This window comes from Nonomuraea sp. NPDC003804 (genome assembly GCF_040610675.1).
Classification (GTDB): Bacteria; Actinomycetota; Actinomycetes; order Streptosporangiales; family Streptosporangiaceae; genus Nonomuraea.
Genome location: NZ_JBEXMT010000040.1, coordinates 32647 through 58879, shown reverse-complemented (window position 1 = coordinate 58879; position 26233 = coordinate 32647). Strand labels below are relative to the sequence as shown.

Sequence of the window (26233 nt, the reverse complement as noted above, 5' to 3'; positions counted from 1 at the left end):
GTCGGTTCCATGTTCATCACCGGTCACGCGGAAGTCCGCGCCGTCCTGTCCGACCCGTCGTACGTGCCGCCGCCGGTCGCGGCGGGGGCCGAGCCGGGCACGCTGGGCTGGCTGCGCGCGCGGGTCTCCCGCTTCGCCGCGGGCCCCGCACACGCCGAGCGCCGTGCCCTGGTGGAGGCCCGGCTGGCGGTCCTGGACCCCGCCGCCCTCCGCACCGCCGCCGCCGAGACCACCCGGACGCTGCTCACCGGCCCGGCCGCGGGCCAGGCCACGGATATGGCCACGGATATGGCCGCCGACATGGCCGCCGACATGGCCACGTCCGAGGCCACCGACAGGACCACGGACATGGCCGATCGCGTCCTCGCCCACGGGGTGCCCACCCGGGTGCTCGGCCCCGCCCTGGGCGTCGCCTGCACGGACGCGCTCGTCTCCGATGTCGCCACCGTCGCCGGCGGCTACCTGTCCGGCGTGACGACGCCCGAGATCGACGCGGCCGTGGCCGCCCTCGCCGCCGTCGCCGGCATCCCGGAGATCACCATCCTGCTGCAGGCCCACGGCGCCACCACCGCCCTCCTGCGCAACGCTATCGCCCGGCCGCCGGAGCCTCTCGCCCCCGACGACCTGCTGCGCGACACCCTCCGCCACGACCCTCCGGTCCGGGCCACCAAACGCGTCGACGCCACGGGCGCCCTCGTGGAGGTCGACCTGACCCCCGACCTCGCCTTCGGCCACGGCCCCCGCCGCTGCCCCGGATCCGGCCACGCCATGGCCATCGCCACCGGCGTCCTCGAAACGATCATGGAGTTCCGATGACCTTCGCCGACCTGCACCAGCCCGGCAAGCCCCTGGTCCTGCCCAACGCCTGGGACTACGGCTCGGCCGCCTTCATGGCCGCCCGCGGCCATCCCGCCATCGGCACCACGAGCCTCGGCGTCAGCGCGGTCCACGGCAGGCCCGACGCCGCCGCCGCCACCAAGGCGGAGACCCTCGACCTGGTCGACCTGCTGAAGGACCTGCCCGTCTTCCTCACCGTGGACATCGAGAACGGCTTCAGCGACGACCCCGCCGCCGTCGCCGACCTGGTCGACGTCCTGGCGAGCATGGGCGTGGCGGGCGTCAACCTGGAGGACGGCAGGGCCGACGGCACGCTGCGCCCGATCGGCGAGCAGACCCGCATCCTGGAGGCGGTGGCCGGGCGGGGCGTGTTCGTCAACGCCCGCACCGACACCCTGTGGCTGGCCACCGGCGACGACACCCTCGAGCGGGTGCGCGCCTACGGCGACACGGGTGCCGACGGGATCTTCGTGCCCGGCACGAACGACCTGGGCACCATCGCCGAGATCGTCGAGAGCACGCCGCTGCCGCTCAACGTGCTCTACGGACCGCCCGTCGAGAGGCTCGCCGACGTGGGCGTGGCCAGGATCAGCACGGGCTCCCTGCTCTACCGGGCCGCGCTCAGGGGCGCGCTGGCCGTCCTGGAGGACGACCCGGGCCTGCCCACATATGCGGACATCGTGCGGCTGTTGCCCGAGCCGAGATAATCGGGGGCATGCGCTTCGAGATCCTCGGTCCGGTCAAAGTGCGCGACGGCGACGGGCAGCCGGTCGCGCTCGGCGGGCCCAGGGTCAGGGCGCTGCTGGTGCTGCTGGCCGTGGAGGCCGGGCGCATCGTCACCCACGAGCAGCTGATCGACGGCCTCTACGGCGCCGAGCCGCCGGAGACGGCGGCCAACGCGCTGCAGTCCCAGATCTCCCGGCTGCGCAGGTCGCTCGGCAAGGACCTGATCGAGTTCCATCCCGCCGGCTACCGGCTCGCGGTCGATCCGGCCGACGTCGACGCGCACCGCTTCGAGCTGCTGGTCGCCGACGGGCGCGCGGCCGTGCGGGAGGGCGACCCCGCGCGAGCGGCCCGGGTGCTCAGGGAGGCGCTCGAGCTGTGGAAGGGCGCGCCGCTGGCCGATGCGCCGTTCGCGGGGACGACCGCCACGCGGCTGGCCGAGCTGCGCCTGTCGGCCGTCGAGGACAGGGTGCAGGCCGAGCTGGAGCTCGGATCGCATCGCGAGGTCGCGGCGGAACTGGGCGAGCTGGTCGCCGCCCACCCGCTGCGCGAACGCCTGCGCGCCCAGCTGATGCGGGCCCTGTACGGCAGCGGCCGCCAGGCCGAGGCGCTGGCCGTCTACGAGGAGGGCCGCCGGATCCTCGACGACGAGCTCGGCGTCGCGCCGGGCAGCGAGCTGGCCGCCGCCCACCTCGCGGTGCTACGCGCCGACCCCTCGCTCGGCCCGGCCCCCGGCGCGCCGGAGGCGGGCGTGTCGCGGCGGGGGCTGCGCGCCCAGCTGACCAGCTTCGTGGGCCGCGCCGAGGAGCTCGAGCGGCTTCAGGCGCTGCTGGAGGAGGCCAGGCTCGTCACGTTGATCGGGCCGGGCGGAGCGGGCAAGACCCGGCTGGCCACCGAGGCGGCCGCCACGGCCCCGCGCGACGTGTGCTTCGTGGAGCTGGCCCCGATCTCCGACGAGGCCGACCTGCCGCAGGCCGTCGTGAGCGCGCTCGACCTGCGCGACTCGCTGCACGCCGCCGGCCGCGTCCCCGCCGACGCGGCGACCCGGCTGGTCGCCGCGCTGGCCGAGCGCAGGCTGCTGCTCGTCCTCGACAACTGCGAGCACCTGGTCGGGGCCGCCGCCTCGCTGGCCGACCGGCTGCTGGCCGCCTGCCCCCACCTGCGGCTGCTGGTCACCAGCCGCGAGGCGCTCGGCATCACCGGCGAGTCGATCGTCCCGGTGTCGCCGCTGCCCCTGCCGCCGCCGGGCGCGCCGCGGGCGCTCGACTACCCGGCCGTCCGCCTGTTCACCGACCGGGCCACCGCGGTCAGGCCAGGCTTCACCGTCGAGGACGAGGACCAGCTCGTCCGCATCTGCCGGGCGCTGGACGGGCTGCCGCTGGCGATCGAGCTGGCCGCCGCCCGGCTGCGGTCGCTGTCGGTGGCCGAGGTGGCCGCGCGGCTCGACGACAGGTTCAGGCTGCTGGCCCGCGGCAGCCGTACGGCGCTGCCCCGGCACCAGACGCTGCGCGCGGTGGTCGCCTGGAGCTGGGACCTCCTCGACGCCGACGAGCAGGCGATGGCCAGGCGGCTGACGGTGTTCGTCGGCGGCGCGACGCTGGAGGCGGCCGAGCGGGTGTGCGGGCTGCCCGAGGAGCTGCTGGCCTCCCTGGTGGAGAAGTCGCTGGTGCAGGTGGAGCACGGCCGCTACCGCATGCTGGAGACGATCAGGGCGTTCTGCGCCGAACGGCTGGCCGAGGCGGGCGAGGTCGAGGCGCTCAGGCGGGCGCACGCCGCCTACTACCTCGAGCTGACCGTCGCCGCGGACCCGCACCTGCGCAGGGCCGAGCAACTGGAGTGGCTGGCCCTGCTGGACGAGGAGCGCGACGATCTCCATGCCGCGCTGCGCTGGTCGGTCGAGGTCCGCGACACCGGCACCGCGCTCCGCCTGGTGGGCGGCCTCGCCTGCTACTGGTGGTTCAGGGGCAGGAGGAGCGAGGGCGCGGCCATGGCCGCCGAGGTGCTGACCGTCGTCGACCCCTCCCCCAGCGAGGAGTACGCCATGAGCGTGCTGGTCGCGGCGTGGGATGCCAGGACCAAGGCGGACATCGGAACGCTGAGGTACGACGGGGCCGCGCCGTTCCAGCGGGAGTTCCTCAACGTGATGATGCCGATGCTGCAGGGGCCGCCCGCCGACTACGACATGGCCGAGAGGATGACGGCCGAGTTCGTGGCGACGCTGTCTCCGTGGATGCAGGGCCTGAGCCACGCCGGGCTGGCCTACCTGCAGCAGAACCTCGGCCGCCCTGACGAGGCGTGGGCCTGCTTCCAGCGGTCGCTGCGGGCCTTCCGCGCGCTCGGCGAGCGGTGGGGCAGCACGCTGGCGCTGTCCGGCATGGCCGACCTGGCCTTCCAGCAGGGCGACCACGCCGCCTCCGCCGAGCTGTCGGCGCAGGCCGAGGCGCTGGCCGAGGAGCTCGGCGCCGTCGAGGACCTGGCCGACTACGGCTGCCGCAGGGCCGACGCCGTCGTCCACCTGGATCTCGGGGAAGCCGAGTGGCAGTACCTGCGGGTGGTTGAGCTGGCCACGCGCACCGGCGCCCGCGAGACGCTGGCGCGAGCGCATCTCGGCCTCGGCCGGCTGGCCATGATCCGCGGCGACCTGCGGGAGGCCAGGGCGTTGATGGAGCAGGCGCTGGAGGAGTGCCCCACCACCTGGTACAGCGCCGCCGACTCCAGGATGCAGATCATGCTGGGCCTGGGCGCGGTGGCCGCGGCGGCGGGCGAGACCGGCACCGCACGCGCCTGGTACACCCAGGTCCTCGACACCGTCCGCGACACCAACCTGCCGCTGGCCGCCATGGCCGAGGAGGCGCTGTCAGCGCTCGGTGCGTGAGCGGTCAGCGGGCGCGGCGACGCTGCCGCCATGAACACCAAATGGGGAAGCCTCGCCATCGTCTGCCTGGCCCAGCTGCTCCTGGCCATCGACCTCACCGTCCTGCACCTGGCCCTGCCGGGGCTGATCACCGACATGAGGCCGACCGCCGCCCAGCAGCTGTGGATCGGCGACATGTACGGCTTCGCGCTGGCCGGCCTGCTGATCACCATGGGCAACCTGGGCGACCGGATAGGCCGCAAGAAGCTGCTGCTGATCGGCTCCGTCGCCTTCGGCCTCGCCTCCGCGGTCACCGCCTACGCGCCCAACGCCGACCTGCTCATCGCGGCCAGGGCGCTGCTCGGCGTGGCGGGGGCCACCATCATGCCGTCCACGCTGTCGATCATCCGTAACGTGTTCACCGACCCCGCCGAGCGGACCATGGCGGTGGGCATCTGGGGCGGCATGGGCGCGGCGGGCTTCGCGCTCGGGCCGATCGTGGGCGGGCTGCTGCTGACCTCGTTCTGGTGGGGGTCGGTCTTCCTGATCAACCTGCCGCTCATGGCGCTGGTGCTGGTCGGCGGCCTCCTGGTGCTGCCCGAGTCGCGCAACCCCGGGGCCGCCGCGATCGATCCGGCCAGCGCCGTGCTGTCGATCGTGGGCGTGGTGGCGGCCGTGTACACGCTCAAGAGCTGGGTCATCGACGGTTTCGCGGCCAACGTCGCCCTCTCCGCCGCGCTGGCGGTGGCCGGGCTCTCGCTGTTCGGCCGGCGGCAGAGGCGGCTGGCCGTACCGCTGGTGGACCTGCGCCTGTTCCGCCACCGGGCGTTCACCGGCGCGGTGGCCGCCAACCTGTTCGCGATCTTCGGAATGATCGCGCTCAACCTGATCTTCGCGCAGTACATGCAGCTCGTGCTGGGCTGGACGCCGCTGCAGGCCGGTCTCGCCTCCCTGCCCGGCGGCCTGTGCGGCGCGGTCGGCGGCGCGCTGGCCGCCAGGCTGGTCACCTGGTGGGGCCGCAACACCGTCGTCGCCGTCGGCCTGTTGTGCTCGGCCGCCTCCTTCGCCGTCTACGGCCAGGCGGACGCCACCACCACCTTCGGCTACCTGCTGATCGGCATGGTGATCGGCGGCCTGGGCGTCGGGTTCACCTTCGCCGTCACCAACGACACGATCCTGGCCGCGGTGCCGAAGGAGCGGGCGGGCGCGGCGGCGGCGCTCTCGGAGACGGCCTTCGAGCTGGGCGGCTCGCTCGGCATCGCCGTGCTCGGCAGCATCCTGGCCGCCACCTACCGGGCCAACCTGGAGGTGCCCGCGGGACTGCCGCCCCAGGTCGGCGACAGCCTCGGCGGCGCGCTCAGCGTGGCGGGACAGGTGCCGCCCTCGGTCATCACGGCGGCGAAGCTCGCCTTCGTGGAGGCGCTGCAGCTCACCACGCTCGCCACGAGCGCCCTGCTGGTCGTGCTGGCCGTGGCCGCCTACCGCACGCTCCGGGGCATCCCCAAGGTCATCCCGGACGACGCCCTGTCCCACGCGTGAGACACGTCGTCATCGAGCAGCGGGTGGATCGCCTCTCGCGTCGACGTCACCCGCGCGCGGATCCGCTCGGTCGGGGGGAGTCAGCGGCGGTGGTGGCCGCCGGGGTGGCGGGCCCGGGGACGGGGCGCAGGCTGGGCAGGCGGAGCAGGACGAGCACGGCGACGACGCCCACCATCAGGGGCGGCACGACGAAGGCCACCGGCGGCCCGAAGCGGTCGACGAGCTGTCCGGCGAGCGAGGCCCCGGTGGCGAGGCCGAGCCCGATCGCGCCCGTCAGCCAGGTGAACGCCTCCGTCCGCACCTCGGCGGGAGTCAGCCGCTCGACGATGGTGTAGCCGGTGATGATGACCGGCGCGATCACCAGCCCCGCCAGGCCGGCCGCGGCGAACAGCAGGGGCACGGTGCCGGCGAACAGGAGGGCGCTGGTCGCCACGGCGAGCAGGCCGAGCCCCCAGACCAGACGGGCGGGGGCGGAGACGCGCCAGCGGATCGCGCCGTACAGCAGGCCGCCGACGACGCTGGCGCCGGAGAAGGCGGCGTAGACGGGGCCGGCGACGGCGGGCGCGCCCAGCTGGGCGGTGAAGGAGGTGACGCCGACCTGCATGCTGCCGAAGACCGACCCCATGGCCAGGAAGCCGAGCGCGAGCACGGCCACGCCGCGCAGCCTCAGCACGCCCCTGGCCGAGCGGACCCTCACCGGCATCGGCTCGGGGGCGCCGACGCGGGTGACGGCGAAGACGACGGTGCCGGCGAGGATGAGTGCGAGCGAGACCAGCAGCGCCACGGCGGGCGTGAAGCCGGTGGACAGCAGCACCAGGAGCACGGGCGCGAGCGTGAAGGTCAGCTCGTCGGTGATCGACTCGACGGCGAAGGCGGCGCCGAGCCGGCCGGAGCCGCCGAGCAGGTGCGACCAGCGGGCCCGCACCATGGCGCCGATCTGCGGCACGGTGGCGCCGGCGAGCGCGGCGGTGACCACCAGGAGCGGCGCGCCCGCGCCGGTGGCGGCCAGCGCGACGAGCGCGCCGACGGCGAGGGTGTGCGCGGCCACCTGAGGGAGCAGCACGCGCGGCTGGCCGTACCGGTCGGCGAGGCGGCCCGTCTGCGGTCCGGCGAGGGCCTGCGCGATCGCGGCGGCGGCCGAGGCGGCGCCCGCCGCGCCGTACGAACCGGTGGACCACCGCACCAGCAGCAGGATGCCGATCTGCAACATCGCGTACGGCAGGCGCGCCACGAGCGCGGGCACGAGGAACCGCCATGCTCCCGGGGTGGCGAGCACGGTCAGGTAGGACTTCACAAGGTCTCCGTCCAGGTCATGACGGAGAACCCCCTGCGAGGCACACCGCCGTGGTGGGCTTCGACCGGGGTAGATACCGCTCGCTGCGGCCGCCGTGCGGTCTGCCAATGAACAACGCGACAAAGCGTCATTTTATGTCACATCATCGATACATGGTCCTCGAAGAGCGCCCCGGCGGCAGCCTGGGCTCACGGCTGGTGCCCTTCCTGGCACGCCTGTTCGTCTACCCGCTGCTGGCCTGGACGCCGTTCGCCCTGATGCGGTTCGCCGCGGTGATCGACCTGATGGCCGTGGTGCTCAGGCCGCCGCGCGGCACCAGGACGGCGAGGGTGCGCGGGCTGGGGTGCGCGGCGGAGTGGGTGCGGGCGAAGGGCGTCGACCACCGCTCCCGCCGCGTGATCCTCTACTTCCACGGCGGCGGCTTCGTGCTGTGCGGGCTGCGCACCCACCGGCGGCTGGTCGCCAGGCTCTCCCTGGCGGCGGGAGCACCCGTGCTGTCGGTCGCCTACCGCAAGCCGCCCGGCGTGCCGTTCACCGAGACGGTCGAGGACTGCGTGGCGGCCTACCGGTGGCTGCTGGCCAGGGGCTATGCCGCCGATGACATCGTGGTCGCGGGCGACTCGGCCGGCGGGTACCTCAGCTTCCTCACGCCGCTGCGCGCGGTGGCCGAGGGGCTGCCCCGTCCTGGCGGCATCGTGGCGCTGTCGCCGTTCATCGACCTCGACCACGCGGCCAGGCTCGGCACGGACCCCTACCTGCCGGTCTCCAGGCTGCCCGCGCTCAGCCACCTGCTGTGGCCGGGCATCGTGCCGACCGACCCGCTCTGGGGTCCGGCCCACGCCGACCTGTCGGTGCTGCCGCCCGTCCTCATCCAGGCCGGATCGAGGGAGGTGCTGCGCGCCGACGCCGAGCTGATGGCCGCCGCCCTGGACCGCGCGGGCGTGCCGTGCCGCCTGCAGATCTGGCAGGGCCAGGTGCACGCCTTCCAGGTCTTCGCCGACCTGGCGCGGGAGGGCGTGGCCGCGATCGCCGAGGCGGGCGCCTTCGTCCGGGCGGTCGGGCCGGATCACGGGATCAGAGGTGCTCGCGCATGAACTCCGCCGTCGCCTCGACGGCCTGGGTGACGTACGGCTCGCCGTCGTAGAGGTCGATGTGGCGCCTGGCGTCCAGCCAGACGATCCGCTTGGGCTGCCCCATCCGCTTGTAGGCCTCCTCGGCGCCCTCGGGCGAGCAGAACCTGTCGATGACACCGTGCACGATCAGGCCGGGCCGGGGCGACAGGAAGTCGGCGCCCATCATGTTGTCCATGGTGACCAGCTCGCGGATGCTGGCCGCGGTCACCCTGTTGCGCCAGGTCGGTGAGGCGGTGGCGCCGTAGTAGGCGTACGGCTCGTCGCCCGGCATGGCCGCCTCCCCTTCCTCGGCCACGGCGGGCAGGTACTCGGTCTCGCCGCCCCGGTCCTGCCGTTCGAGCACCTGGGTGAGGCCGGGAAGGACCGATTCGAAGTGCCTGCCGTAGGGGTTGTTGTAGGCGCCCGCGATGCCGGCGAACGCCTTCACCCTCGGGTCGAAGGCGGCGAACCTGAGGGCGTAGCCGCCGCCGAGGCAGATCCCGACCGCCCCGATCCGCTCGGGGTCGACCTCGGGCCTGCTCCGCAGCAGCGACACGGCGGCCCTGAGGTCGGCCAGCTTGCCCTGCCAGTCCTCGTGCTGCCGTGGCAGGCCGCCCGACTCGCCCCAGTTGCGGTGGTCGAAGGCCAGCGTGACGTGGCCGTGGGCGGCCAGCCGCTCCGCGTACCGGCCGGTGACCTGGTCGCGCACCCCGGTGAAGGGGCCGGTGAGGACGAGGGCGGGGTGCGGCCCCTCGCCCTCCGGGATGCGCATGTCGCCGACGAGCGTGATGCCGTCGACCTCGAACTCGACTCTCATGCGTTCAGTCTGGCCCGCCGGGGCGACCTCGCGGGCCGCACCGCCGGACTCGGCCGGGGCCTTCCGGACAGGCCCCCGCCGAAGCCCGGGACCGGCGCGCCGTCACGGGGCGCCGGCCGGGGTCCACACGATCGCCGAGAGAGGGCGCCCGGGGTCAGGAGTCGAAGCCGAGGCCCATCCTGTCGAGCGTCCGCAGCCACAGGTTGCGCCGCCCCTGGTGCAGGTCCGCCTGGGCGATCGACCACCGGGTGAACTGGATCACCCCCGACCGCACGGGCTCGGGAGGGAACGGGACCGGCTTCTCCCGCACCATCGCCAGCTCGGTCCGCTCGGTGCGCTCGCCCGACAGCAGGTCGAGCATCACGTTGGCGCCGAACCTGGTCGCGCCCACGCCCATGCCGGTGTAGCCGACCGCGTAGGCGAGACGGCCGCCGTGCGCCTGGCCGTAGAAGGCGCTGAAGCGGCTGCAGGTGTCGATCACGCCGCCCCACCGGTGGGTGAAGCGGAGCTCCGACAGCTGCGGGAAGGTCGCGTAGAAGTGCCCTGCCAGCTTGACGAAGGTCTCGTCGCGCTGCTCGTACTCGGGCTTGATCTGGCCGCCGTTGTAGTAGACGGCGTCGTAGCCGCCCCACAGGATCCGGTTGTCGTCGGTGAGCCGGTAGTAGTGGAACTGGTTGGCCGAGTCGCCGACGCCCTGCCGGTTGTCCCATCCGACGGAGGCGAGCTGGGCCTCCGACATGGGCTCGGTCATGAGGGCGTAGTCGTAGACCGGTACGAGGAAGTGCTTGAGCCGCTTCAGCAGGGGCGGGAAGACGCCCGTGCCGAGCGCGACCCTGCCGGCCTTCGCGGTGCCGTACGGCGTGCGCAGTTCCATCGTGACGCCGTCGTCGGCGAGCGACCTGACGGGGGTGCGCTCGTAGATGCGCACGCCCGCCTCCAGGCAGGCCTTGCGCAGGCCCCAGGCCAGCCGGGCGGGGTCGACCATGGCGCAGCCCTGGCGCTCCCACAGCCCTCCCAGGTAGGTGGGGGAGTTCACCTCCGCCCTGATCTGCTGCTGGTCCATCAGGACGTAGTCGAGCCCGAGCTCCTCGATGAGGTCGAGGTGTCCTGCCAGGTCGTCGAGCTGCCACGGTTCGGTGGCGACGTGCAGCTCGCCGGTGCGCTCGAAGGAGCAGTCGATGTCGTAGCGCTCGAGCGTGCGCTCGATCTCGTCGAGGTTCTCGACGCCCATACGCTCGAGGCGGTCGATGTCCTGCGGCCACCGGTCGAGGCCGTTGGGCAGTCCGTGCGTCAGCGTCGCCATGCAGAACCCGCCGTTGCGGCCGCTGGCCGCCCAGCCGATCCTGCGGCCCTCCAGCAGGACCACGTCCTGGCCCGGGTCCCGCTCCTTGGCCATCAGGGCGGTCCACAGCCCCGAGAAGCCGCCGCCGACCACGACGAGGTCGGCCTTGGTGGTGCCGATGAGCCGTTTCAGCGGCTCGGGTCTGGCCGGGGTGTCCAGCCAGTACGGCTTGCGCTCCGCGTCAGCAAGAGCCTTCAGCGGATCCACAAATCTCACATCCCTACGTGAGTGTTACTACAGCACATGAATTGATTGCCCGATCAGTCAGTTGATCGCGCGCGGGTTCCCCCCGCCTGAATCCGATCTCGCCTCCCTGTTCCTTGCCAAGGTCTCGCCCGCGTGCCACCGTACGGCACACACGGGCAGGTCCGCCCGCGACCCGCGAAAGCGGGCGCGGTCCCGCAGGACGGCGGGGGCCGATCCCCCACCGCCGTATGCCGAAAACCCCCGCGACCGCGGGGGCTCACGGACTTCCTAGACGCGGCGCCGCGCGGTCACCGAGTTGACGACGGCGATCACGACGCCCACCGCGAAGATGAGCGTACCCAGGATATTCACCTGGGGCGGGACACCGATGCGGGTGGCCCCCCAGATCCACAGCGGGAAGGTCTGCATGGCGCCGCTGGTGAACTGGGTGATGACGAAGTCGTCGATGGACAGCGCGAAGGCCAGCAGCGCGCCGGCGACCACACCGGGCAGGATCATCGGGAAGGTGATCCGCCAGAACGTGGTCCACGACGAGGCGCCCAGGTCCCTGGCGGCCTCCTCGATGGACGGGTCGAGCCCGACCACGCGGGCGCGCACGGTGATGGCCACGAACGACACCGAGAAGAGCACGTGGGCGATGAGCGCGGTGGTGAAGCCCATGTCCACGCCGGTGCTGACGAACAGCGACAGCAGCGCGGCGCCCATGACCAGCTCGGGCGAGGAGATCGCGGCGAACATCACCAGGTTCATCGGGCCCTGCCCCTTGAACCGGTAGCGGCCCAGCGCGAGCCCGATCATCGTGCCGAGCACCGTGGTGATCAGCACCGAGAGCACCGCGAGCTGGAGCGAGTTGATCACCGCGTCGGTCAGGTCGGGATACTCGTCGAGCCGTCCCCACCACTTGAGCGTGAAGCCCTGCCAGGAGACGTTCGACTTGCTCTGCGTGTCGTTGAAGCCGAAGGCGATCATGACGGCGATCGGCAGGAACAGCCACGCGATGATGACCCACACGTAGGCGAACAGCAGCCGGTCGGCGAGTTTGCGCGTTCTCATCGTGCCGCCGCCTCCAGCACGTTCTCGGTGCCCAGCGCCTTGGCGTAGGCGAAGATGCCCACGAGCATGGCCGCCATCAGCGTGAACGACAGCGCCGAGGCGGTCGGGTAGTTGTTGTTGACCAGGTACTGGGTCTGGATGATGTTGCCGATCATCGTGTTGGCCGGGCCGCCCAGGATGCCCGCGTTCACGTAGTCGGCCGTCATCGGGACGAAGGTCATCAGCACGCCCGCGAACACCCCTGGCAGCGACAGCGGCAGCACGATCTTGCGGAACGCGGCGGTCCTGGTCGCGTAGAGGTCCTGGGCCGCCTCCACGACCCGGGGGTCCACCCGCTCCAGCGCCACGTAGATCGGCAGGATCATGAAGGGCAGGTAGTTGTAGACCAGTCCGCCGATCACCGCGGCCGACGTCTGCAGCACGTGGAAGTCCTGGGGCAACCAGCCCAGGGCCTTCAGCGGCTGCAGCACGATGCCCTCGTCGGCCAGCAGGAACTTCCACGACACCGTCCGCAGCACGAACGAGACGAAGAACGGCAGCAGCACCAGCAGCAGGTACGTCGACTTCCTGGACCCGCCCTTGAAGGCGATCCAGTAGGCGACGGGGTAGGCCATGGCGATGGCGATCGCCGTCCCGGCCAGGCCGTAGCCGACCGAGCGCAGGAACTGCGTCTTGAACTGCACCAGGCTGTCGACGTAGGTGGCGAAGTGGAAGGTCTGGGCGAACCCGTCGACCACGTTGCCCTCCTGGGTGGACACCGAGGCCATGAAGACCATCGGCACCACCAGGAAGATCGCCAGCCACAGCCCGCCCGGCAGGATCAGCAGGTAGGGGGTGAGCCGCCTCATCGTGCTAGCCCTGGGTGATGGGCTGGAAGATGCTCTCGAAGAGCTGCTCGGTCTTGCTGTCCAGCAGCAGGTAGGAGCGCATCTTGGCCAGATCCGCCTCCGACGGGTAGATCAGCGGGCTCTCCGCGACCTGCTGGAGCGCCTGCTTGTCCTCGCCCGTGGCCTTGGCGGCGTCGGCGAGCACGATGTCCCTGGTCGCGGGCACCGGCGTGATGTAGTTGATGTACTCCACGAGCATCGCGGCGATCTTGGGCTGGTAGACGTAGTCCATCAGCGTGAGCGCGTCGACCGGGTTCTGGGCGGTCTTCGGGATGCACATGTTGTCGGTCCAGATCGTGGCGCCCTCCTGCGGCACCACGAACTTGAGGTTCTTGCCCTCGGCGACCTGCTGGAAGATGTCGCCCGACCAGGCCATCGTGATCCAGATGTCACCGCGGACGAGCGCCTCGATGTAGTCGTTCTCGTAGTACTTGCGCACCAGGCCCTGGTCGCGCTGCTCCTGGAGCTTGGCCGCGGCCTTGCGCCAGTCGGCCTCCTTCGACTTGTCAGGGTCGATGCCGAGCGCGAACATCCCGAAGTTGGCGATCTCCTGCGAGTCGAGCATCATGCCGACCTTGCCCTTGTACTTCGGGTTCCAGAGGTCGTTCATGCTGGTGACCTCGTCGACGTACTCGGGGTTGTAGGCGATGCCCGTGACGCCGACCGTCCACGGGATCGTGTAGGTGTTGTTCGGGTCCCAGACCGGGTTCTTCACCTTCTGCGCCGCGTTGGCGGCGAAGTTGGGAAGCTTGGAATGGTCCAGCGGAGCCAGGTAGCCGAGGTTCATCGCCTTGGCGAGCTGGTTGCCGTTGGTCATGACCATCAGGTCGAAACCAATGTCGGTGTTGGCGGCGAGCTGCGGCTGGATCTTGCCGAACCACGTGCCGTTGTCCTGGATGGCCTCGGTGTAGGTGACCTTGATGCCCTTGTCCTTCTCGAACATCTGCAGGGACGGGTAGTTCTTGCCGTCCTTGTCGATGTAGAGCGGCCAGTTGGCGAAGCGGAGCACGCCGTTCTGCTTCTTGCCGGCCCAGAAGTCGGCGGCGGCGTTCTGCGTCGGTGCGGCGGCTGACTTCTTGCCCTCGACGCCACAGGCGGCGAGGGCCATGGCGGCGGCCGTCATCCCGGCGAGCTTGAGTGCGTCGCGGCGACTCGTGGTCATGCCGCGTAGGAAGGCGGGGTTCGTGCGGACGTCCATGAGACGGATATCAACTTCCAATCGCGTATGAGTGCTGCGGCTGCCATGAGAGCCAGACGGCATCGCCACGTTCGGCCGTGGTCGAGGCGTCGTGCGCGTTCTGCTGGAAGACGGTCACCTCGGCGCCGTCGGCCAGCCGTACCGCATAGCTGTTGTAGGTGCCCAGGTAGACGACCTCGGAGACGGTGCCGGGGACGGCGCTGAGGCCGCCGTTGGGCTCGTCGACGTCGATCGTGATCTTCTCAGGGCGGACGGTCACCGTGACCTCCCCGTCCTGTCCCCCCGGGACCAGCACGCGCCCTCCCGCGACCTTCAGCACGCCCCCCGTGAGGGCGCCGGTCAGCAGGTTGGATGTGCCGATGAAGCCCGCGACGAATGCGGTGGCGGGCTGCTCGTAGATCTCGCGGGGCCCGGCGAGCTGCTCGACCAGACCGTCGTTCATGACGGCGATGCGGTCGCTCATCGTGAGGGCCTCGCTCTGGTCGTGCGTCACGTAGACGAACGTGATGCCGACCTCACGCTGGATGCGCTTCAGCTCGATCTGCATGGCCTGGCGCAGCTTCAGGTCGAGCGCGCCCAGCGGCTCGTCCAGCAGCAGGGCCCTGGGGTTGTTCACCAGAGCCCTGGCCAGCGCCACGCGCTGCTGCTGGCCGCCGGACATCTCGCGTGGCCTGCGCTTCTCGCGACCGGTCAGGTCGACGATGTCCAGGATCTCCCCGACGCGGCGCTTGATCTCCGCGTCGGGGGTCTTCTTCTGCTTGAGCCCGAAGGCCACGTTGTCCCACACGTTCATGTGCGGGAACAGGGCGTAGGACTGGAACACCATGTTGACGTCGCGCTTGTTGGGCGGAACGTCGGTGACGTTCTGGCCGTGGAGCTTGACCGTGCCGCGCGTAGGCTCCTCGAAGCCGGCGATCATCCGCATGGTGGTCGTCTTGCCGCACCCGGAGGGGCCGAGGAGGGAGAAGAACTCCCCCTCGGCGATGGAGAGCGAGACGCCCTTCACCGCCTGGACGACCTCGCCATGCGAGAGGTACTCCTTGATCACGTCCTCAAGGTCGATAGCGCTGGTCATACCAGGATTTATCCCACTCTGTGTCGGAGCTATTCGCCGATGTAGTGCATGACGTGCTTGACCCGGGTGTAGTCGTGCAGGCCGAAGACCGACAGGTCCTTGCCGTAACCCGAGTGCTTGAAGCCGCCGTGCGGCATTTCGGAGACGAACGGGATGTGGGTGTTGACCCACACCACGCCGAAGTCGAGTCTGTTGGACATCCGCATGGCGCGGCCGTGGTCGGACGTCCACACCGAGCCCGACAGGCCGTACTGCACGCCGTTGGCCTTGGCCAGGGCGTCGGCCTCGTCGGTGAAGGTCTGGACGGTGATCACGGGTCCGAAGACCTCGTTCTGGACCATCTCGTCGTCCTGCTGGAGGCCGTCGACGACGGTCGGCGCGAAGAAGTAGCCCTTGTCGCCGACCCGGTGGCCGCCGGTCAGGACCCTGGCGTGCGCGGGCAGCCGCTCGAAGAACCCGGAGACCTTGGTCAGCTGGTTCTCGTTGTTGAGCGGGCCGTACAGCGCCTCCTCGTCGGACAGGTCGCCGGTGACGGTTCCCGCCGCAGCCTCGGTGAGGGCGGCGACGAACTCGTCGTGCACGCTCTCGTGGACCAGCACGCGGCAGGCCGCGGTGCAGTCCTGGCCCGCGTTGTAGAAACCGGCGGTGGCGATCGACTCGGCGGCCGCCTTGAGGTCCTTGACGTCCTCGAACACCACGACGGGCGCCTTGCCGCCCAGCTCGAGGTGCACGCGCTTGAGGTCCTCGGCCGCGCTCTTGGCGACGGCCATGCCCGCGCCGACCGAGCCGGTGATGGCGACCATCGCGGCCGTCGGGTGGCCGACGACCAGGGCGCCGGTCTCGCGGTCGCCGGTGACGACGTTGAAGACGCCGGCAGGCAGCACGCTGCCGATGATCTCGGCGAGCTTGAGCGTCGAGGCGGGCGTGGTGTCCGACGGCTTGAGCACGATCGTGTTGCCCGCGGCGAGCGCGGGGGCGATCTTCCAGACCGCCATCATCATCGGGTAGTTCCAGGGCGTGACCTGGCCGACGACACCGATCGGCTCGTGCCGGATGACACTGGTGTGGTCGGCGAGGAACTCACCGGCCGTGGGGCCCTCCAGCGTGCGCGCCGCTCCCGCGAAGAAGCGGAAGTGGTCGGCGGCGACCGGAGTCTCGTCCTCGGCCATGCGAGCTCGGGGCTTGCCGGTGTTGAGGCACTCGGCCTCGTTGATCTCGTCGGCCCGCGCCTCGATCGCGTCGGCGACCTTCAGTAGCAGCCCGGCGCGCTCGCCCGGCGTCGTCCGCCCCCACGATTCGAACGCGGCGGCCGCGGCGGCGTAGGCAGCGTCGACGTCCTCCTGCCCGGAGACGGGCGCCTGTGCGTAGGTTTCTCCGGTGCACGGGTCGATGACGTCCGAGAATCGGCCGCTCTTGGCATCCACGAACTCACCGTTGATGAAGTTCTGCAGACGGGTGGTCAACGTTGACCTCCTGGTGAGGTGGCTGAGTTGTCGCGACTCTGACAGAGCGTCAGCATCAGGACAAGGGATTTCGTCGCGAAGATATCAAATTGCTACGAATTCGCTTGACAGTGCGCCCAGAACTGACAACATGTCGCACCAGGACCCCACAAGGGCTGTGCGGCACAGGAGGGATTGCCACATGACGACCCCGCCCAAGGCGCGCAGAGACGGCGACGGCAGGCCCGCCCAGGTCGTGCTCGACGACCTGTCCAAGCGCATCATCGAAGAGTTGCAGGAGGACGGGCGCAAGCCGTACGCGGCGATCGGCAAGGCGGTCGGGCTGTCGGAAGCCGCGGTACGCCAGCGGGTGCAGCGCCTGCAGACCGACGGGGTCATGCAGATCGTCGCCGTCACCGACCCGCTGACGCTCGGCTTCCCCCGCCAGGCGATGATCGGCATCAACTGCGAGGGCGACCTCGACAGCGTCGCCGACGAGCTCGCCTCGATCGAGGAGATCGACTACGTGGTGCTGACCGCGGGCTCCTTCGACGTCATCGTCGAGGTGGTGTGCGAGGGCGACCGTCACCTGTTGGAGATTCTCGGCAAAATCCGCGCGATCCCGGCGGTCCGCGCCACGGAGTCGTTCGTGTACCTCAAACTGCGCAAGCAGACCTACTCGTGGGGCACTCGGTAAATCTTTTCCCCTTTTTCCGGCAAGCAGCGTCATCTCGCTCGTGTCGGTTTCCGCACGATCATGACAGTGCCGCCCTCTCCAGGGCCGACCTCTCCAGGGCCGACCGCGAAGGACGCCGGTAGGCCCGGCTGCGGTCCGCGCACAGGTACAGCGTGAGCCTTCGGGCGTGGTCGTGCGGGACAGACCGCCCCAGACCCGCTCGGGATCGAGCCGGACGAGAAGAGCCTCCAGCGCCCGGATCACGGCCGCCCGGCCGGTCCGCCGGAGTGACGGGCCGGCCGGGTGGCCGCCGGGCTCACCGCACCTGGATGGTGGCGATCTCCCAGGCGCGCAGCGGCAGGCGGGCGGCGTCGACCGGCTCGCCCGGCCGGCCGCGCAGGTCGGCGCGGCGGCCCTCGGTGAAGTCGCCCTCGATCGTCGCCACCGTGTCCGCGCCCGACAGGGCGACCAGCCGCAGTTCCTTCCACTCGTCGCGGCGGCGCAGCGAGGTCATGACGACGCCCTCGCCCTTCACGGTGAGGCCCGTGGCCGGGGCGGGCAGGGACAGGTCCGCGGCGCCGGTGCCGGGCACGGCCAGCACGTCGTGCCGGAACACCTCCGCCGCCCCCGGCACCGCCGCCCATGTCCCCGTGTACGGCATGAGCGCCAGCCTGACCGAGCGCGGCCCCCTCGACTGGGCGGCCGGGGTCGGCAGCTGCGGACCGGCGGGCTCCGGCCGCAGGGCGTTGCGGTTGCGGGACAGGTACCCGACCGAGCGCAGCAGCGTCAGAGCCAGCTCGTCGTCCACCAGCTCGTACTCGGTGACGTGCTCGAGCAGGGCGGCCACCCCGCCGGCGGCCACCCACGAGGAGGCGGGGAGGGTCGGCAGCGGGGTCTCGCCGCAGCCTCCCTCGGCCGTCAGAGCGCGTTCGACGACGGCGAACTGCCCCTCGGCGAAGGAGGCGGCGGCCGGCTCGGCCAGCGGCACGTGCAGGCGGACCCGGTGGTCGGCGCAGCGGTTGTCGAACTCCACGTGCAGCCGGACGAACGGCTCGCCCGCCCGCAGCTCGACCCGGGTGGCGACGGTGACGTGCTCGACGGCCGCCGTGCGGGCGGCGGCGGGGAGCGGGTCGGCGGGCCCGTCGGCCTCGGTGACGTCGGTGCCTCTCGGCCAGGCGTAGCCGCGGTGGACGTCGAGGGCGGCGACCAGCGGGCCCGAGCAGACCACACTCACCTCCACCGACTCCGGCGCCAGGACCAGCCGGTCGGCGGCGGGCGGGGCGTGGTTGTAGGTGTCGCCCACGTCCCCGCCTTCGACGATCCGCGCGGCGCCGGCGATCGTCACGCCGTCGCGGCCGGTGAGGGTGAGCGTGCCGTCGGCGGCGACCTCCACGCGCAGCAGGCCGTTGTCGAGCACCTGACCCTCGGCCCGCACCCCGCCGGCGCCGGGGGCGGGGCTCTGCGGCCCGGACGGGCGGCCGGGGCGGACGCTCGTGTGGCCGAGGGCGGGCGTGTCCACCAGCGCGGCGACGGTCCTGCGGGCCTCGGCGACGATGCGGACGCGGGTGACGGCGCCCTCCGCCTCCGCCAGCGCCGCGGCCACCTCCGCCACGTCGAAGGCCGCCGCCGGCTCGCGCGCGACCCTGAAGACCAGCACCCCGTCGGCGATCGACCAGCCGGTGATGTGCTGGCCGTACAGCTCGGTGCCGTGGATGAACGTGAACGCCAGGCGCGGGTCCATCTCCTCGTCGAGCAGCAGCGTCGGGGCGTACTCCAGGGTCTGGGCGGGCACCGCCCTGCCCGCGGCGTCCACCAGCGGGTCGAGGCCGGCCACGTCCATCAGCACCACCCCGGTGCGCGGGAACGGCGAGGGGTTGACCACCAGGACCGCGCCCGAGGGCACGGCGGCGGCCAGGCGGGAGGTCACCATGTCGCGGACGGCCTGGCCGAGGTGCTCGGCCTCGGCGATGCGGGCGGCGACCTGCTGGGCGGTCTCGTCGACGCCGCACCCGGTGACCGAGTCGTGGCCGCTGGCGTCGATCAGCCGCCACCACGCCATGTCGAGGAAGCGCTCGGGCCACGCCTCGCCCCAGAGCGCGGCCAGCGGCTCGGCGTAGCGCTCGACCATCCGCTCGGCCCTGCCCATCGCCTGCTTGACGTGGGCGCGCACCGAGATGACGCCGGGCAGGATGTTGGCGCGGGCGTGCGAGCGCAGCTCGCCGTGGACGCGGGGCAGCCCCTCGGTCCCCTGCGCGCCGATGTAGCCCGACAGCGTGTCCATGCGGGCGCCGAGCGAGGCCACCATCTCCGGCAGCCCGCGCACGGGGGCCGAGTGGTCAGTGCCGTACATCGCCAGCAACGGCTTGGCCTCGCCCTGCCATCGCCGCATGGTGGTCACGAACGTCTCGGCCCGCGCGAGCACCTGTCCCGGCGCCTCGAACAGGTGGGCCCCGTTGCCGTAGCCTCCGGCGGGCAGGTACTGGGCGCGGACCGCGGTGCCGTCGGGCGCGACCCACGCGAAGGCGTCGGTGACCACCGAGGCGGGCACCCCCCGGTAGACGCACGCCTGCGTCAGTCCGGCGAGGGCGAGGATCTGCGGCATCTGGGCGGTGTGGCCGAACATGTCGGGCAGGTAGCCGACCGGCATGGCGCCGCCGAGCTTGTCGGCCCGGTCCATGCCCAGTTCGAGGTTGCGGACGATGGTCTCGCCCGAGCACAGGAACTCGTCCAGCAGGATCTGCCACGGCCCGATCGCCAGCCGTCCCGCCTCGACCAGCGCGGCGATCCGGTCGCGGTTCTCCGGGCGCACCTCGAGGTAGTCGTCCACGCAGGCCAGCTGCCCGTCGAGGGTGAAGTGGTAGTCGGGCTCGCATTCCATGGTGTCGAGCACCTCGTCCATGAGCGCGACCAGGCGCAACCTGAAGCGCTGGAACGGCTCGTACCACTCCCTGTCCCAGTGCGTGTGCGGGACGACGACGATCTCCTGGGTCACGCGCACAGCGCCATCACCTCGTTCTCGTGGGTTTCCAACCTGAACGGCCCGTCGCCCGCGGGCAGCACGACGCGGTCACCGCGGATGACCTGCCGCGCCCCCGAGCGGCGCACCAGGACCAGCCCGTCGGCGTCGAGGGCCAGCAGCTCGTCGCCGAGCCTGAGCAGCAGCGGCCCGTCGGGCCCCGCCGAGACCGCGGTACGGCCCGCCCGCACGCCGTCGAGGACCGCGCCAGGCTCCTCGGCCAGCACCCACGTGGTGGGCGCGCCGGGCAGCCCGTCGGCGCCGTGGCGGTGGAAGTCGCTGCCGCCGATGACGATGACGTCGTCGCGCCAGGCCTGCGCCCACGCCAGCGGCGCGCCCCAGCGCCGGTCCCACCAGCCGGAGTGCCAGACCTCGACCACGCGCGGCCGCCGCGGCAGCGGGTGCAGCCACGCGCAGTCGCCGCCGAGCGGATGGTTGATCGACAGCAGCCCGCGCTCGCCCCAGGTGCCGGGCGGCCGGCGGAAGTCGACCCAGCCCACGTCGCCGAACACGTTGGCGTGGCCCCGGTCGGTGGTCACCTCCTGCCCGGGAATCAGCGTGATCTCCCGGACCTTGGCCAGGTGAGGGTGATGGCTGACGGTGTTGTGGTCGGTGACCGCCAGGAAGTCGAGCCCTCTGCCGGTGGCCAGCGCGGCCAGCTCCGCGACCGTCAGCGCGCCGTCGCTGTGCACGGTGTGGGCGTGGAAGTCGCCCGCGTACCACCGCAGGCCGTCCACGTCGGGGATGTCGCGGCGCGGCGGCCGGACCGCGGGCGGCGGCTCCTCCTCCACCGGCCGCTGGGGCGCCCGCCGGTGGACCGTCACCTCCAGCGTGTACTCCAGCCCTTCCGGCGGCACCCGGTGCAGCCGCAGCCACGCCTGCCACGGGCCGGGCTCCAGCTCGCCCGGCAGGTAGCCGGGCGTGGCCCAGTCACGGGTGATCGTGTACTCGTCGCGCGCGCCGCCCGACCAGCCGCGGAAGCCGTACGGCCCGGCGGCGCCCAGATCGAGCACCCCCTTGGACCGGTCGTAGCGCAACCCGACGGTCACCCCCTCGGCCCCCGCGGGCAGCTCGAAGGGCACCTCCCTCAGCATCCGCTCCAGCCGGTCGTCCAGGCTCCAGCGGCCGTGGATCAGCGTCATACCACGTTCCCATCGCGATAGATCAGCGCCCGGTCGCCCCTGGGCACCGCGAATCCTTCCGCACCGGGCGCCGGCTCGCTGCCTTCCGGCACGACGACCTGCACGAGCACGCCGCCGACCTCGAGCGTCACCAGATGGACGGCGCCCAGGTTCTCCACGATCGCCACCCTTCCCCCGAAGGCGCCCTCGACGGGCTCGGCCGCGTAGGTCATGTACTCCGGCCGCACGCCGTAGACGATCTGCTCGCCGTCGGACAGCCGGCCCTCCGCCGAGGCGGGCACCGGCAGCTTGCACCCCGCGACCTCCAGCCGCTCTCCCCTGACGACGCCCTCCAGCAGGTTCATCGGGGTCGAGCCGATGAAAGCGGCGACGAAGGTGTTGGCCGGACGCTGGAACACCTCGGCCGGGGTGCCGATCTGCCTGATGTGCCCGTTCTCCATGACCGCCATCCGGTCGGCCATGGCCAGCGCCTCCGCCTGGTCGTGGGTGACGAAGACGGTGGTGACGCCGAGCTCGCGCTGCAGCTTCTTCAGGAACGTGCGGGCCTCGAGGCGGAGCCTGGCGTCCAGGTTGGAAAGCGGCTCGTCGAACAGGAACGCCTGCGCCTGGGTGGCCATGACGCGGGCGAGGGCGACGCGCTGCTGCTGGCCGCCGGACAGCTGCCCGGGGCGGCGGTCCATGAGGTGGGCCAGGCCGAGCCGCTCGCCGACCTCGCGGGCCCGGCCGGCCCGGGTCGCCTTGGCGACCTTCTTGATGCGCAGCGGGTAGGCGATGTTGTCGGTGACGTCCATGTGGGGGAAGAGCGCGTAGTCCTGGAAGACCATCGCCACGTCACGCCCGCCCGGCTGAACCCCGGTGACGTCGCGCTCGCCGATGACGACCGAGCCGTCCGTGGCGGTCTCCAGGCCCGCGATCGTCCGCAGGAGCGTCGTCTTGCCGCAGCCCGACGGGCCGAGCAGGGCGAAGAACTCGCCGTCGGGAACCATCAGGTCGAGCGAGTCGAGCGCCTTCACGCCGCCTGGGTAGACCTTGGTCAGGCCTCTGAGTTCGATCGCGGCCATCAGCGCTTGATCCCTCCGTGGAAGCGGAAGCCGTACTTCTTGCTGACGAACAGGTACATGAGCACCACCGGCACCGAGTAGAGCAGGCCGAAGGTGGACAGCAGCGGCAGGTTGGCCTGACCGCCCTCGGTGTAGAGGGTGAACATGATCACCGCGCCCGGCTGCTTCTCGATGTCGCTGAGCAGCAGGTAGGGCATCAGGAAGTTGCCCCACACGTTGGCGATGGACCAGACGGCGATCGTGGCCAGGCCCGGCCGTACCAGCGGGACGACCACGTGGCCGACGATCTGCAGCGGCGAGGCGCCGAAGACCCGCGCCGACTCCTCGTAGGACTTCGGGGTGGAGTCCATGAAGTCCTTGAGCATGAAGACGGCCGCCGGCAGCAGGCCACCGGTGAGGATGAGGATGAGGCCGAGCTGCGAGTCGATGAGGTCGAGCTCGACGGCCAGCTGGAACAGCGGCACCATCGCGGCCGTCCCCGTGATGATCGAGGACAGCAGCAGCAGCGCGTAGAGCAGCGCGTCACGTCCCGGCAGGCGCACGCGGCTGAGCGCGTAGGCCGCCAGCGCGGCCAGCAGCACGACCAGGACGGCGGTGCCCACCGCCAGCAGCAGCGAGTTGTAGAGGGAGCCGAGCGCGTACGGGTGCTCCAGGATCGCCGCGAAGTTGGCCACCGTGAAGTCGGGCAGCGAGACCTCGTAGGTCGGGTTCGAGGTGAACGGCGCGGCGGCCAGCCACAGCAGCGGCACGGTGAAGAAGGCCAGGAGCACGGCGATCAGCGTGTAGAAGCCGATCCGGCCGAGGACGAAGCGGGTCATGACCTCCTCCTGAGCAGCCGCAGGTAGAACACCGCCACGACCAGGTTGATCAGCAGGATGATCGTGGAGACGGCGGCGCCGAACCCGAGCTCGCCGCCCTTCAGCGCCACGTTGTAGACGTGGACGGCCAGCACCTCCGACCTGTGGTCGGGCCCTCCGGCGGTCAGCAGGAAGGGGGTGAAGTCGTTGAACGTCCAGAGGCTGATGAGCAGCAGGTTGGTCAGGATGTGGCCCCTGATGTGCGGGAAGACCACGTCGCGCAGCTGCTGCCAGCCAGAGGCGCCGGCCAGCCTGGCGCTCTCCAGGTGCGAGGGCGGCACGTTGCCGAGCGCCGCGCCGTACAGCATCATCGAGAAGGCGGTGCCGCGCCAGGTGTTGAAGACGACGATGGACAGCATCGGGTGGTCGAGCAGCCAGGCGAAGCCGGGGATGCCGAGCAGCGCGTTGAGGGAGCCGCTGTCGCGGTCGAGCAGCGCGATCCACAGGAACGACACGACCGCGCCCGGCAGGATCCAGGCGAGGATGACCAGGCCCTCGACCACGCGCTTGAGCGGGCCGCGCCGGTCGCGCAGCAGCCAGGCGATGGTGAAGCCGAGCACGACCTGGCCGATGACCGCCGAACCGAGCACGAACTGCACCGTCAGCCAGGTGGAGTTCCAGAACCCGCCGTCGGAGACGGCCTTGACGAAGTTGTCGAGGCCGACGAACCGCGGCTCCGCGGCCGCCAGGCCGGTCAGGCGGTAGTTCGTCAGCCCCAGGTAGATGACCCACAGCGCGGGAAACACCAGGAACACCGCGATGAGCGCCATCGCGGGGGCGACGAACGCGACGGCCCTGGGCGTGCCCAGACCCGCCGCGTCCGCGCTGTACCGGGCCTTCTCAGAAAGAGACGTTGCCCGCGCCACCGACGAGTCCTTCGAGCTTCGACTGGTAGTCCGCGGCGGCCTGGTCGGGCGCCTTGCCGCCGACCACCTGCGCGGTGGCCTCCTGCAGCGCCGCCGACACCTGCGGGTAGACGGCCATGGGCGGCCGGTAGGCCGTCAGCGGGAGCACCTTCTCCGAGATGAACATCAGCAGGGGGTCGCTGGCGAGGATCTCCTTGTTGACGTCCGAACGCGGCGTGATGCGCACGTTCGCCTTGGTCTCCTCCTTCAGCGCCTCGGGCGACAGGGTGAAGGCGGCCAGCTCGAAGGCCTCCTTCGGATGGGCGCTGTTGGGGTTGACGGTCCGCAGCGCGCCGCCCGACATGCTGACGAAGTCCTGGCCGCGGATGCCCTTGCCCGGCTCCAGCGCCGGGATCATCGCGTAGCCGACCACCTGGTCGCGGTCGGCCATCTTGGCGACGCCGTCCTTGGGGTTGACCACGCCGCGCCAGAAGTAGTCGCCCTCCATCAGGATGCCGATCTTGCCGGCGGCGAACTCGGCGAACGACTTGTCCCTGCCCTTGGCCTCCTGCTGCAGCTTGGGATCGCCCAGTCCGCTACCGCCGTAGATCTTCTGGTAGAGGCCGAGGGCGTCCTTGAGCGGCTGGGAGGCGCCCGACCACTTGCCGTCCTTGTAGATCTCGCCGCCCGCTCCCACCAGCAGTGGTAAGACGCCCTGCATGGAGGTCGCCTCGCCCATGGCGGTGCCCGCGTTGATCTGGAGGGGGGTGGGGACGCCCGCCGACTTCAGCTTGGCGCCCGCGTCGAGCACCTCCTGCCAGCTCTTGGGTTGCCAGTCGGCCGGCAGGCCCGCCTTCTGGAAGAGCGTCTTGTTGAAGTAGAGGACGCGGCCGTCGGTGCCGATCGGCAGCGCGTACTTCTTGGCGTTGTAGGTCGTCAGGCCCTGCACCGCCTCGGGGATCTGCGACCAGCCGTCCCAGGCGTCGGCCTCGGGGCCGACGACCTCCGACAGCGGCTTGATGTACCCGGCCTCGGCGAACTCTCCCGCCCAGATGCCGTCGATGTCGATGACATCGGCGCCCTTCCTGGACTTCAGGTCGAGAGCCAGCTTGGTCTTGTACTGCTCGTCGTCGACACCGCTGGGCACGAACGTGACCTTGACGTTCTTGCCCTTCGCCTTCTGCGCCGCCTCGAACTTGGGGATGACCCAGTTGGCGATGTGTTCGGCGGTCACGGCGTTCTTGCCGCCCGCGATGGAGTTCTGGGTGATCGTCAGCTCGATGGCGTCAGAGCCGGAGGACGACTGGCCGCACGCGGTGAGCGCCATCCCGGTCACGGTGAGCACCGCGACAGCGCCAATGGATCTTTTCACGCAACCCTCCGAGAGTGTCCGAAAAGCCTGGGCCAATATGTCATGACAACATCACGACGTAAAGACCTGGCAACATTCCGGCAATCTCTCGGTTTTGGACAGGCCCTTGGGGTGGGCAGGCGGTGCCGTTGGGTCGTTCCGGGACAGGAGAGACGCGCGCCGATCCCGTTCCGGCGGGGCACTCCCGTCCAGCGCTGTCTCCCCGGCGGGGGTGCTCATGGGGAGGCGCCCGGTGGTCGTGGGCGGGCGTGGGGCTCGCGTGGCGGCAGGGGCCCGGAGCACGGCCGGGGAGCACAGGCGTCGACGGGACACTCGGGCGGGGGCCGCGAAGGCCCGGTCACCGGCGGGGGGCGTCTCACGCCGGTGACCTTCGCGCCCGGGGCGCCGATCGGTGCTTGTCAGGGTGTGAGCGCCAGCTCCAGTTCGTGCGCGATCGGGATGCCGTCCGACACGGCAGGGATGGACGGCTTCAGCGCGCGGGCCCGCTCGACCGCGTTCCGGTGCAGGGCGACCAGGTCGAAGCCGCGACGCTGGTAGAAGCGCAGCGCGTGGGTGTTGTCGTTGGTGGTGACCAGCCACAACCTGGTCGCACCGGCCGCGCGCGCCGCCTGCCTGAGGGCGCCGAGGAGGGCGGTCGCCGCGCCCCTGCCGGGAATGACGGCGTCGAGCGTGACGACCTCCCACTCCCGGCCGCGCACCGCGTAGGTGACCAGCCCCGCCAGGGCGCCGTCGAGGTGGGCCAGCAGGCCGGGCAGCGAGCCGGCGTCCATGGCCTCGCCGTGGCCGACCACGATCGGGCTGCCCCAGCTGTCGGTGAGAACCCGCAGGACGACCTCGCGGTCGGCCGGACCGATCGGCCAGATCTCGAACGGCATGCCCGACAC

General features: G+C 71.4%; 21 protein-coding genes. 6 read left to right on the top strand and 15 right to left on the bottom strand.

Going from position 1 to position 26233, the window contains the following annotated elements; translation table 11 throughout:
* Nucleotides 1-9: 9 nt before the first annotated feature.
* From ABZX22_RS39210 to ABZX22_RS39195, 4 genes are read left to right on the top strand one after another with little or no spacing between them, the layout of a single operon-like run.
* Nucleotides 10-816, top strand: a complete 807-nt coding sequence (locus tag ABZX22_RS39210) for a hypothetical protein (RefSeq protein WP_354920214.1) — start codon at nucleotides 10-12, stop codon at nucleotides 814-816.
* Entirely contained in the window at nucleotides 813-1544 is a 732-nt protein-coding gene (locus ABZX22_RS39205) for an isocitrate lyase/phosphoenolpyruvate mutase family protein (RefSeq protein WP_354920211.1), read from the top strand. The genes ABZX22_RS39210 and ABZX22_RS39205 overlap by 4 nt, the downstream gene beginning before the upstream one ends.
* 8 nt (nucleotides 1545-1552) lie before the next feature.
* Entirely contained in the window at nucleotides 1553-4435 is a 2883-nt protein-coding gene (locus ABZX22_RS39200) for a BTAD domain-containing putative transcriptional regulator (RefSeq protein WP_354920208.1), read from the top strand.
* 30 nt (nucleotides 4436-4465) lie between these two features.
* On the top strand, nucleotides 4466-5953 hold the full coding sequence (locus tag ABZX22_RS39195; protein WP_354920206.1) for an MFS transporter: 1488 nt from the start codon (nucleotides 4466-4468) through the stop codon (nucleotides 5951-5953).
* Nucleotides 5954-5999: 46 nt separating this feature from the next.
* Here the strand turns inward: ABZX22_RS39195 and ABZX22_RS39190 are convergent, their stop codons facing one another.
* Nucleotides 6000-7247 (bottom strand): MFS transporter, encoded by a 1248-nt coding sequence (locus ABZX22_RS39190; RefSeq protein WP_354920203.1) that lies wholly within the window; start codon nucleotides 7245-7247, stop codon nucleotides 6000-6002.
* A gap of 152 nt (nucleotides 7248-7399) precedes the next feature.
* Here ABZX22_RS39190 and ABZX22_RS39185 point away from each other — a divergent pair, with 152 nt between their 5' ends.
* On the top strand, nucleotides 7400-8341 hold the full coding sequence (locus tag ABZX22_RS39185; RefSeq protein WP_354920200.1) for an alpha/beta hydrolase: 942 nt from the start codon (nucleotides 7400-7402) through the stop codon (nucleotides 8339-8341).
* Here the strand turns inward: ABZX22_RS39185 and ABZX22_RS39180 are convergent.
* The 7 genes from ABZX22_RS39180 to ABZX22_RS39150 form a co-directional block, all read right to left on the bottom strand.
* On the bottom strand, nucleotides 8322-9176 hold the full coding sequence (locus ABZX22_RS39180) for an alpha/beta hydrolase (protein ID WP_354920197.1): 855 nt from the start codon (nucleotides 9174-9176) through the stop codon (nucleotides 8322-8324). The two genes, ABZX22_RS39185 and ABZX22_RS39180, sit on opposite strands and share 20 nt — an antisense overlap.
* Nucleotides 9177-9330: 154 nt before the next feature.
* On the bottom strand, nucleotides 9331-10725 hold the full coding sequence (locus ABZX22_RS39175) for an FAD-dependent oxidoreductase (RefSeq protein WP_354920300.1): 1395 nt from the start codon (nucleotides 10723-10725) through the stop codon (nucleotides 9331-9333).
* A 267-nt stretch (nucleotides 10726-10992) separates the two neighbouring features.
* Entirely contained in the window at nucleotides 10993-11778 is a 786-nt protein-coding gene (locus ABZX22_RS39170; protein ID WP_354920195.1) for an ABC transporter permease, read from the bottom strand.
* Nucleotides 11775-12626 (bottom strand): ABC transporter permease, encoded by an 852-nt coding sequence (locus tag ABZX22_RS39165; protein ID WP_354920192.1) that lies wholly within the window; start codon nucleotides 12624-12626, stop codon nucleotides 11775-11777. Before ABZX22_RS39165 ends, ABZX22_RS39170 begins: the two co-directional genes overlap by 4 nt.
* Nucleotides 12627-12630: 4 nt before the next feature.
* Nucleotides 12631-13863 carry a spermidine/putrescine ABC transporter substrate-binding protein gene (locus tag ABZX22_RS39160; protein ID WP_354920189.1) on the bottom strand — a complete coding sequence of 411 codons (1233 nt, stop codon included), beginning with the start codon at nucleotides 13861-13863 and terminating at the stop codon, nucleotides 12631-12633.
* A gap of 10 nt (nucleotides 13864-13873) precedes the next feature.
* Nucleotides 13874-14938, bottom strand: a complete 1065-nt coding sequence (locus tag ABZX22_RS39155; RefSeq protein ID WP_354920186.1) for an ABC transporter ATP-binding protein — start codon at nucleotides 14936-14938, stop codon at nucleotides 13874-13876.
* Nucleotides 14939-14967: 29 nt separating this feature from the next.
* A complete protein-coding gene (locus ABZX22_RS39150; RefSeq protein ID WP_354920183.1) occupies nucleotides 14968-16401 on the bottom strand; it encodes a gamma-aminobutyraldehyde dehydrogenase in 1434 nt (477 codons plus the stop codon).
* Between the two features lie 181 nt (nucleotides 16402-16582).
* On the opposite strand from ABZX22_RS39150, the gene ABZX22_RS39145 reads away from it, so the two are divergent.
* Entirely contained in the window at nucleotides 16583-17077 is a 495-nt protein-coding gene (locus tag ABZX22_RS39145; RefSeq protein ID WP_354920180.1) for an Lrp/AsnC family transcriptional regulator, read from the top strand.
* A 295-nt stretch (nucleotides 17078-17372) separates the two neighbouring features.
* On the opposite strand, the gene ABZX22_RS39140 is transcribed toward ABZX22_RS39145, so the two are convergent.
* From ABZX22_RS39140 to ABZX22_RS39110, 7 genes are all read right to left on the bottom strand, one after another.
* Nucleotides 17373-20054 (bottom strand): alpha-mannosidase, encoded by a 2682-nt coding sequence (locus ABZX22_RS39140; RefSeq protein WP_354920177.1) that lies wholly within the window; start codon nucleotides 20052-20054, stop codon nucleotides 17373-17375.
* On the bottom strand, nucleotides 20045-21214 hold the full coding sequence (locus ABZX22_RS39135) for a CehA/McbA family metallohydrolase (RefSeq protein ID WP_354920174.1): 1170 nt from the start codon (nucleotides 21212-21214) through the stop codon (nucleotides 20045-20047). The genes ABZX22_RS39140 and ABZX22_RS39135 overlap by 10 nt, the downstream gene beginning before the upstream one ends.
* Nucleotides 21211-22275 carry an ABC transporter ATP-binding protein gene (locus ABZX22_RS39130; protein WP_354920171.1) on the bottom strand — a complete coding sequence of 355 codons (1065 nt, stop codon included), beginning with the start codon at nucleotides 22273-22275 and terminating at the stop codon, nucleotides 21211-21213. Before ABZX22_RS39130 ends, ABZX22_RS39135 begins: the two co-directional genes overlap by 4 nt.
* Complete coding sequence (locus tag ABZX22_RS39125) at nucleotides 22275-23093, bottom strand: carbohydrate ABC transporter permease (RefSeq protein ID WP_354920168.1); 819 nt, start codon at nucleotides 23091-23093, stop codon at nucleotides 22275-22277. The genes ABZX22_RS39130 and ABZX22_RS39125 overlap by 1 nt, the downstream gene beginning before the upstream one ends.
* Nucleotides 23090-23998: a sugar ABC transporter permease gene (locus ABZX22_RS39120; RefSeq protein ID WP_354920165.1), complete on the bottom strand. Its 909-nt coding sequence runs from the start codon at nucleotides 23996-23998 to the stop codon at nucleotides 23090-23092. The genes ABZX22_RS39125 and ABZX22_RS39120 overlap by 4 nt, the downstream gene beginning before the upstream one ends.
* Entirely contained in the window at nucleotides 23973-25349 is a 1377-nt protein-coding gene (locus ABZX22_RS39115; protein ID WP_354920162.1) for an extracellular solute-binding protein, read from the bottom strand. Before ABZX22_RS39115 ends, ABZX22_RS39120 begins: the two co-directional genes overlap by 26 nt.
* 398 nt (nucleotides 25350-25747) lie before the next feature.
* Entirely contained in the window at nucleotides 25748-26224 is a 477-nt protein-coding gene (locus ABZX22_RS39110; protein ID WP_354920159.1) for a GNAT family N-acetyltransferase, read from the bottom strand.
* Nucleotides 26225-26233 lie beyond the last annotated feature (9 nt).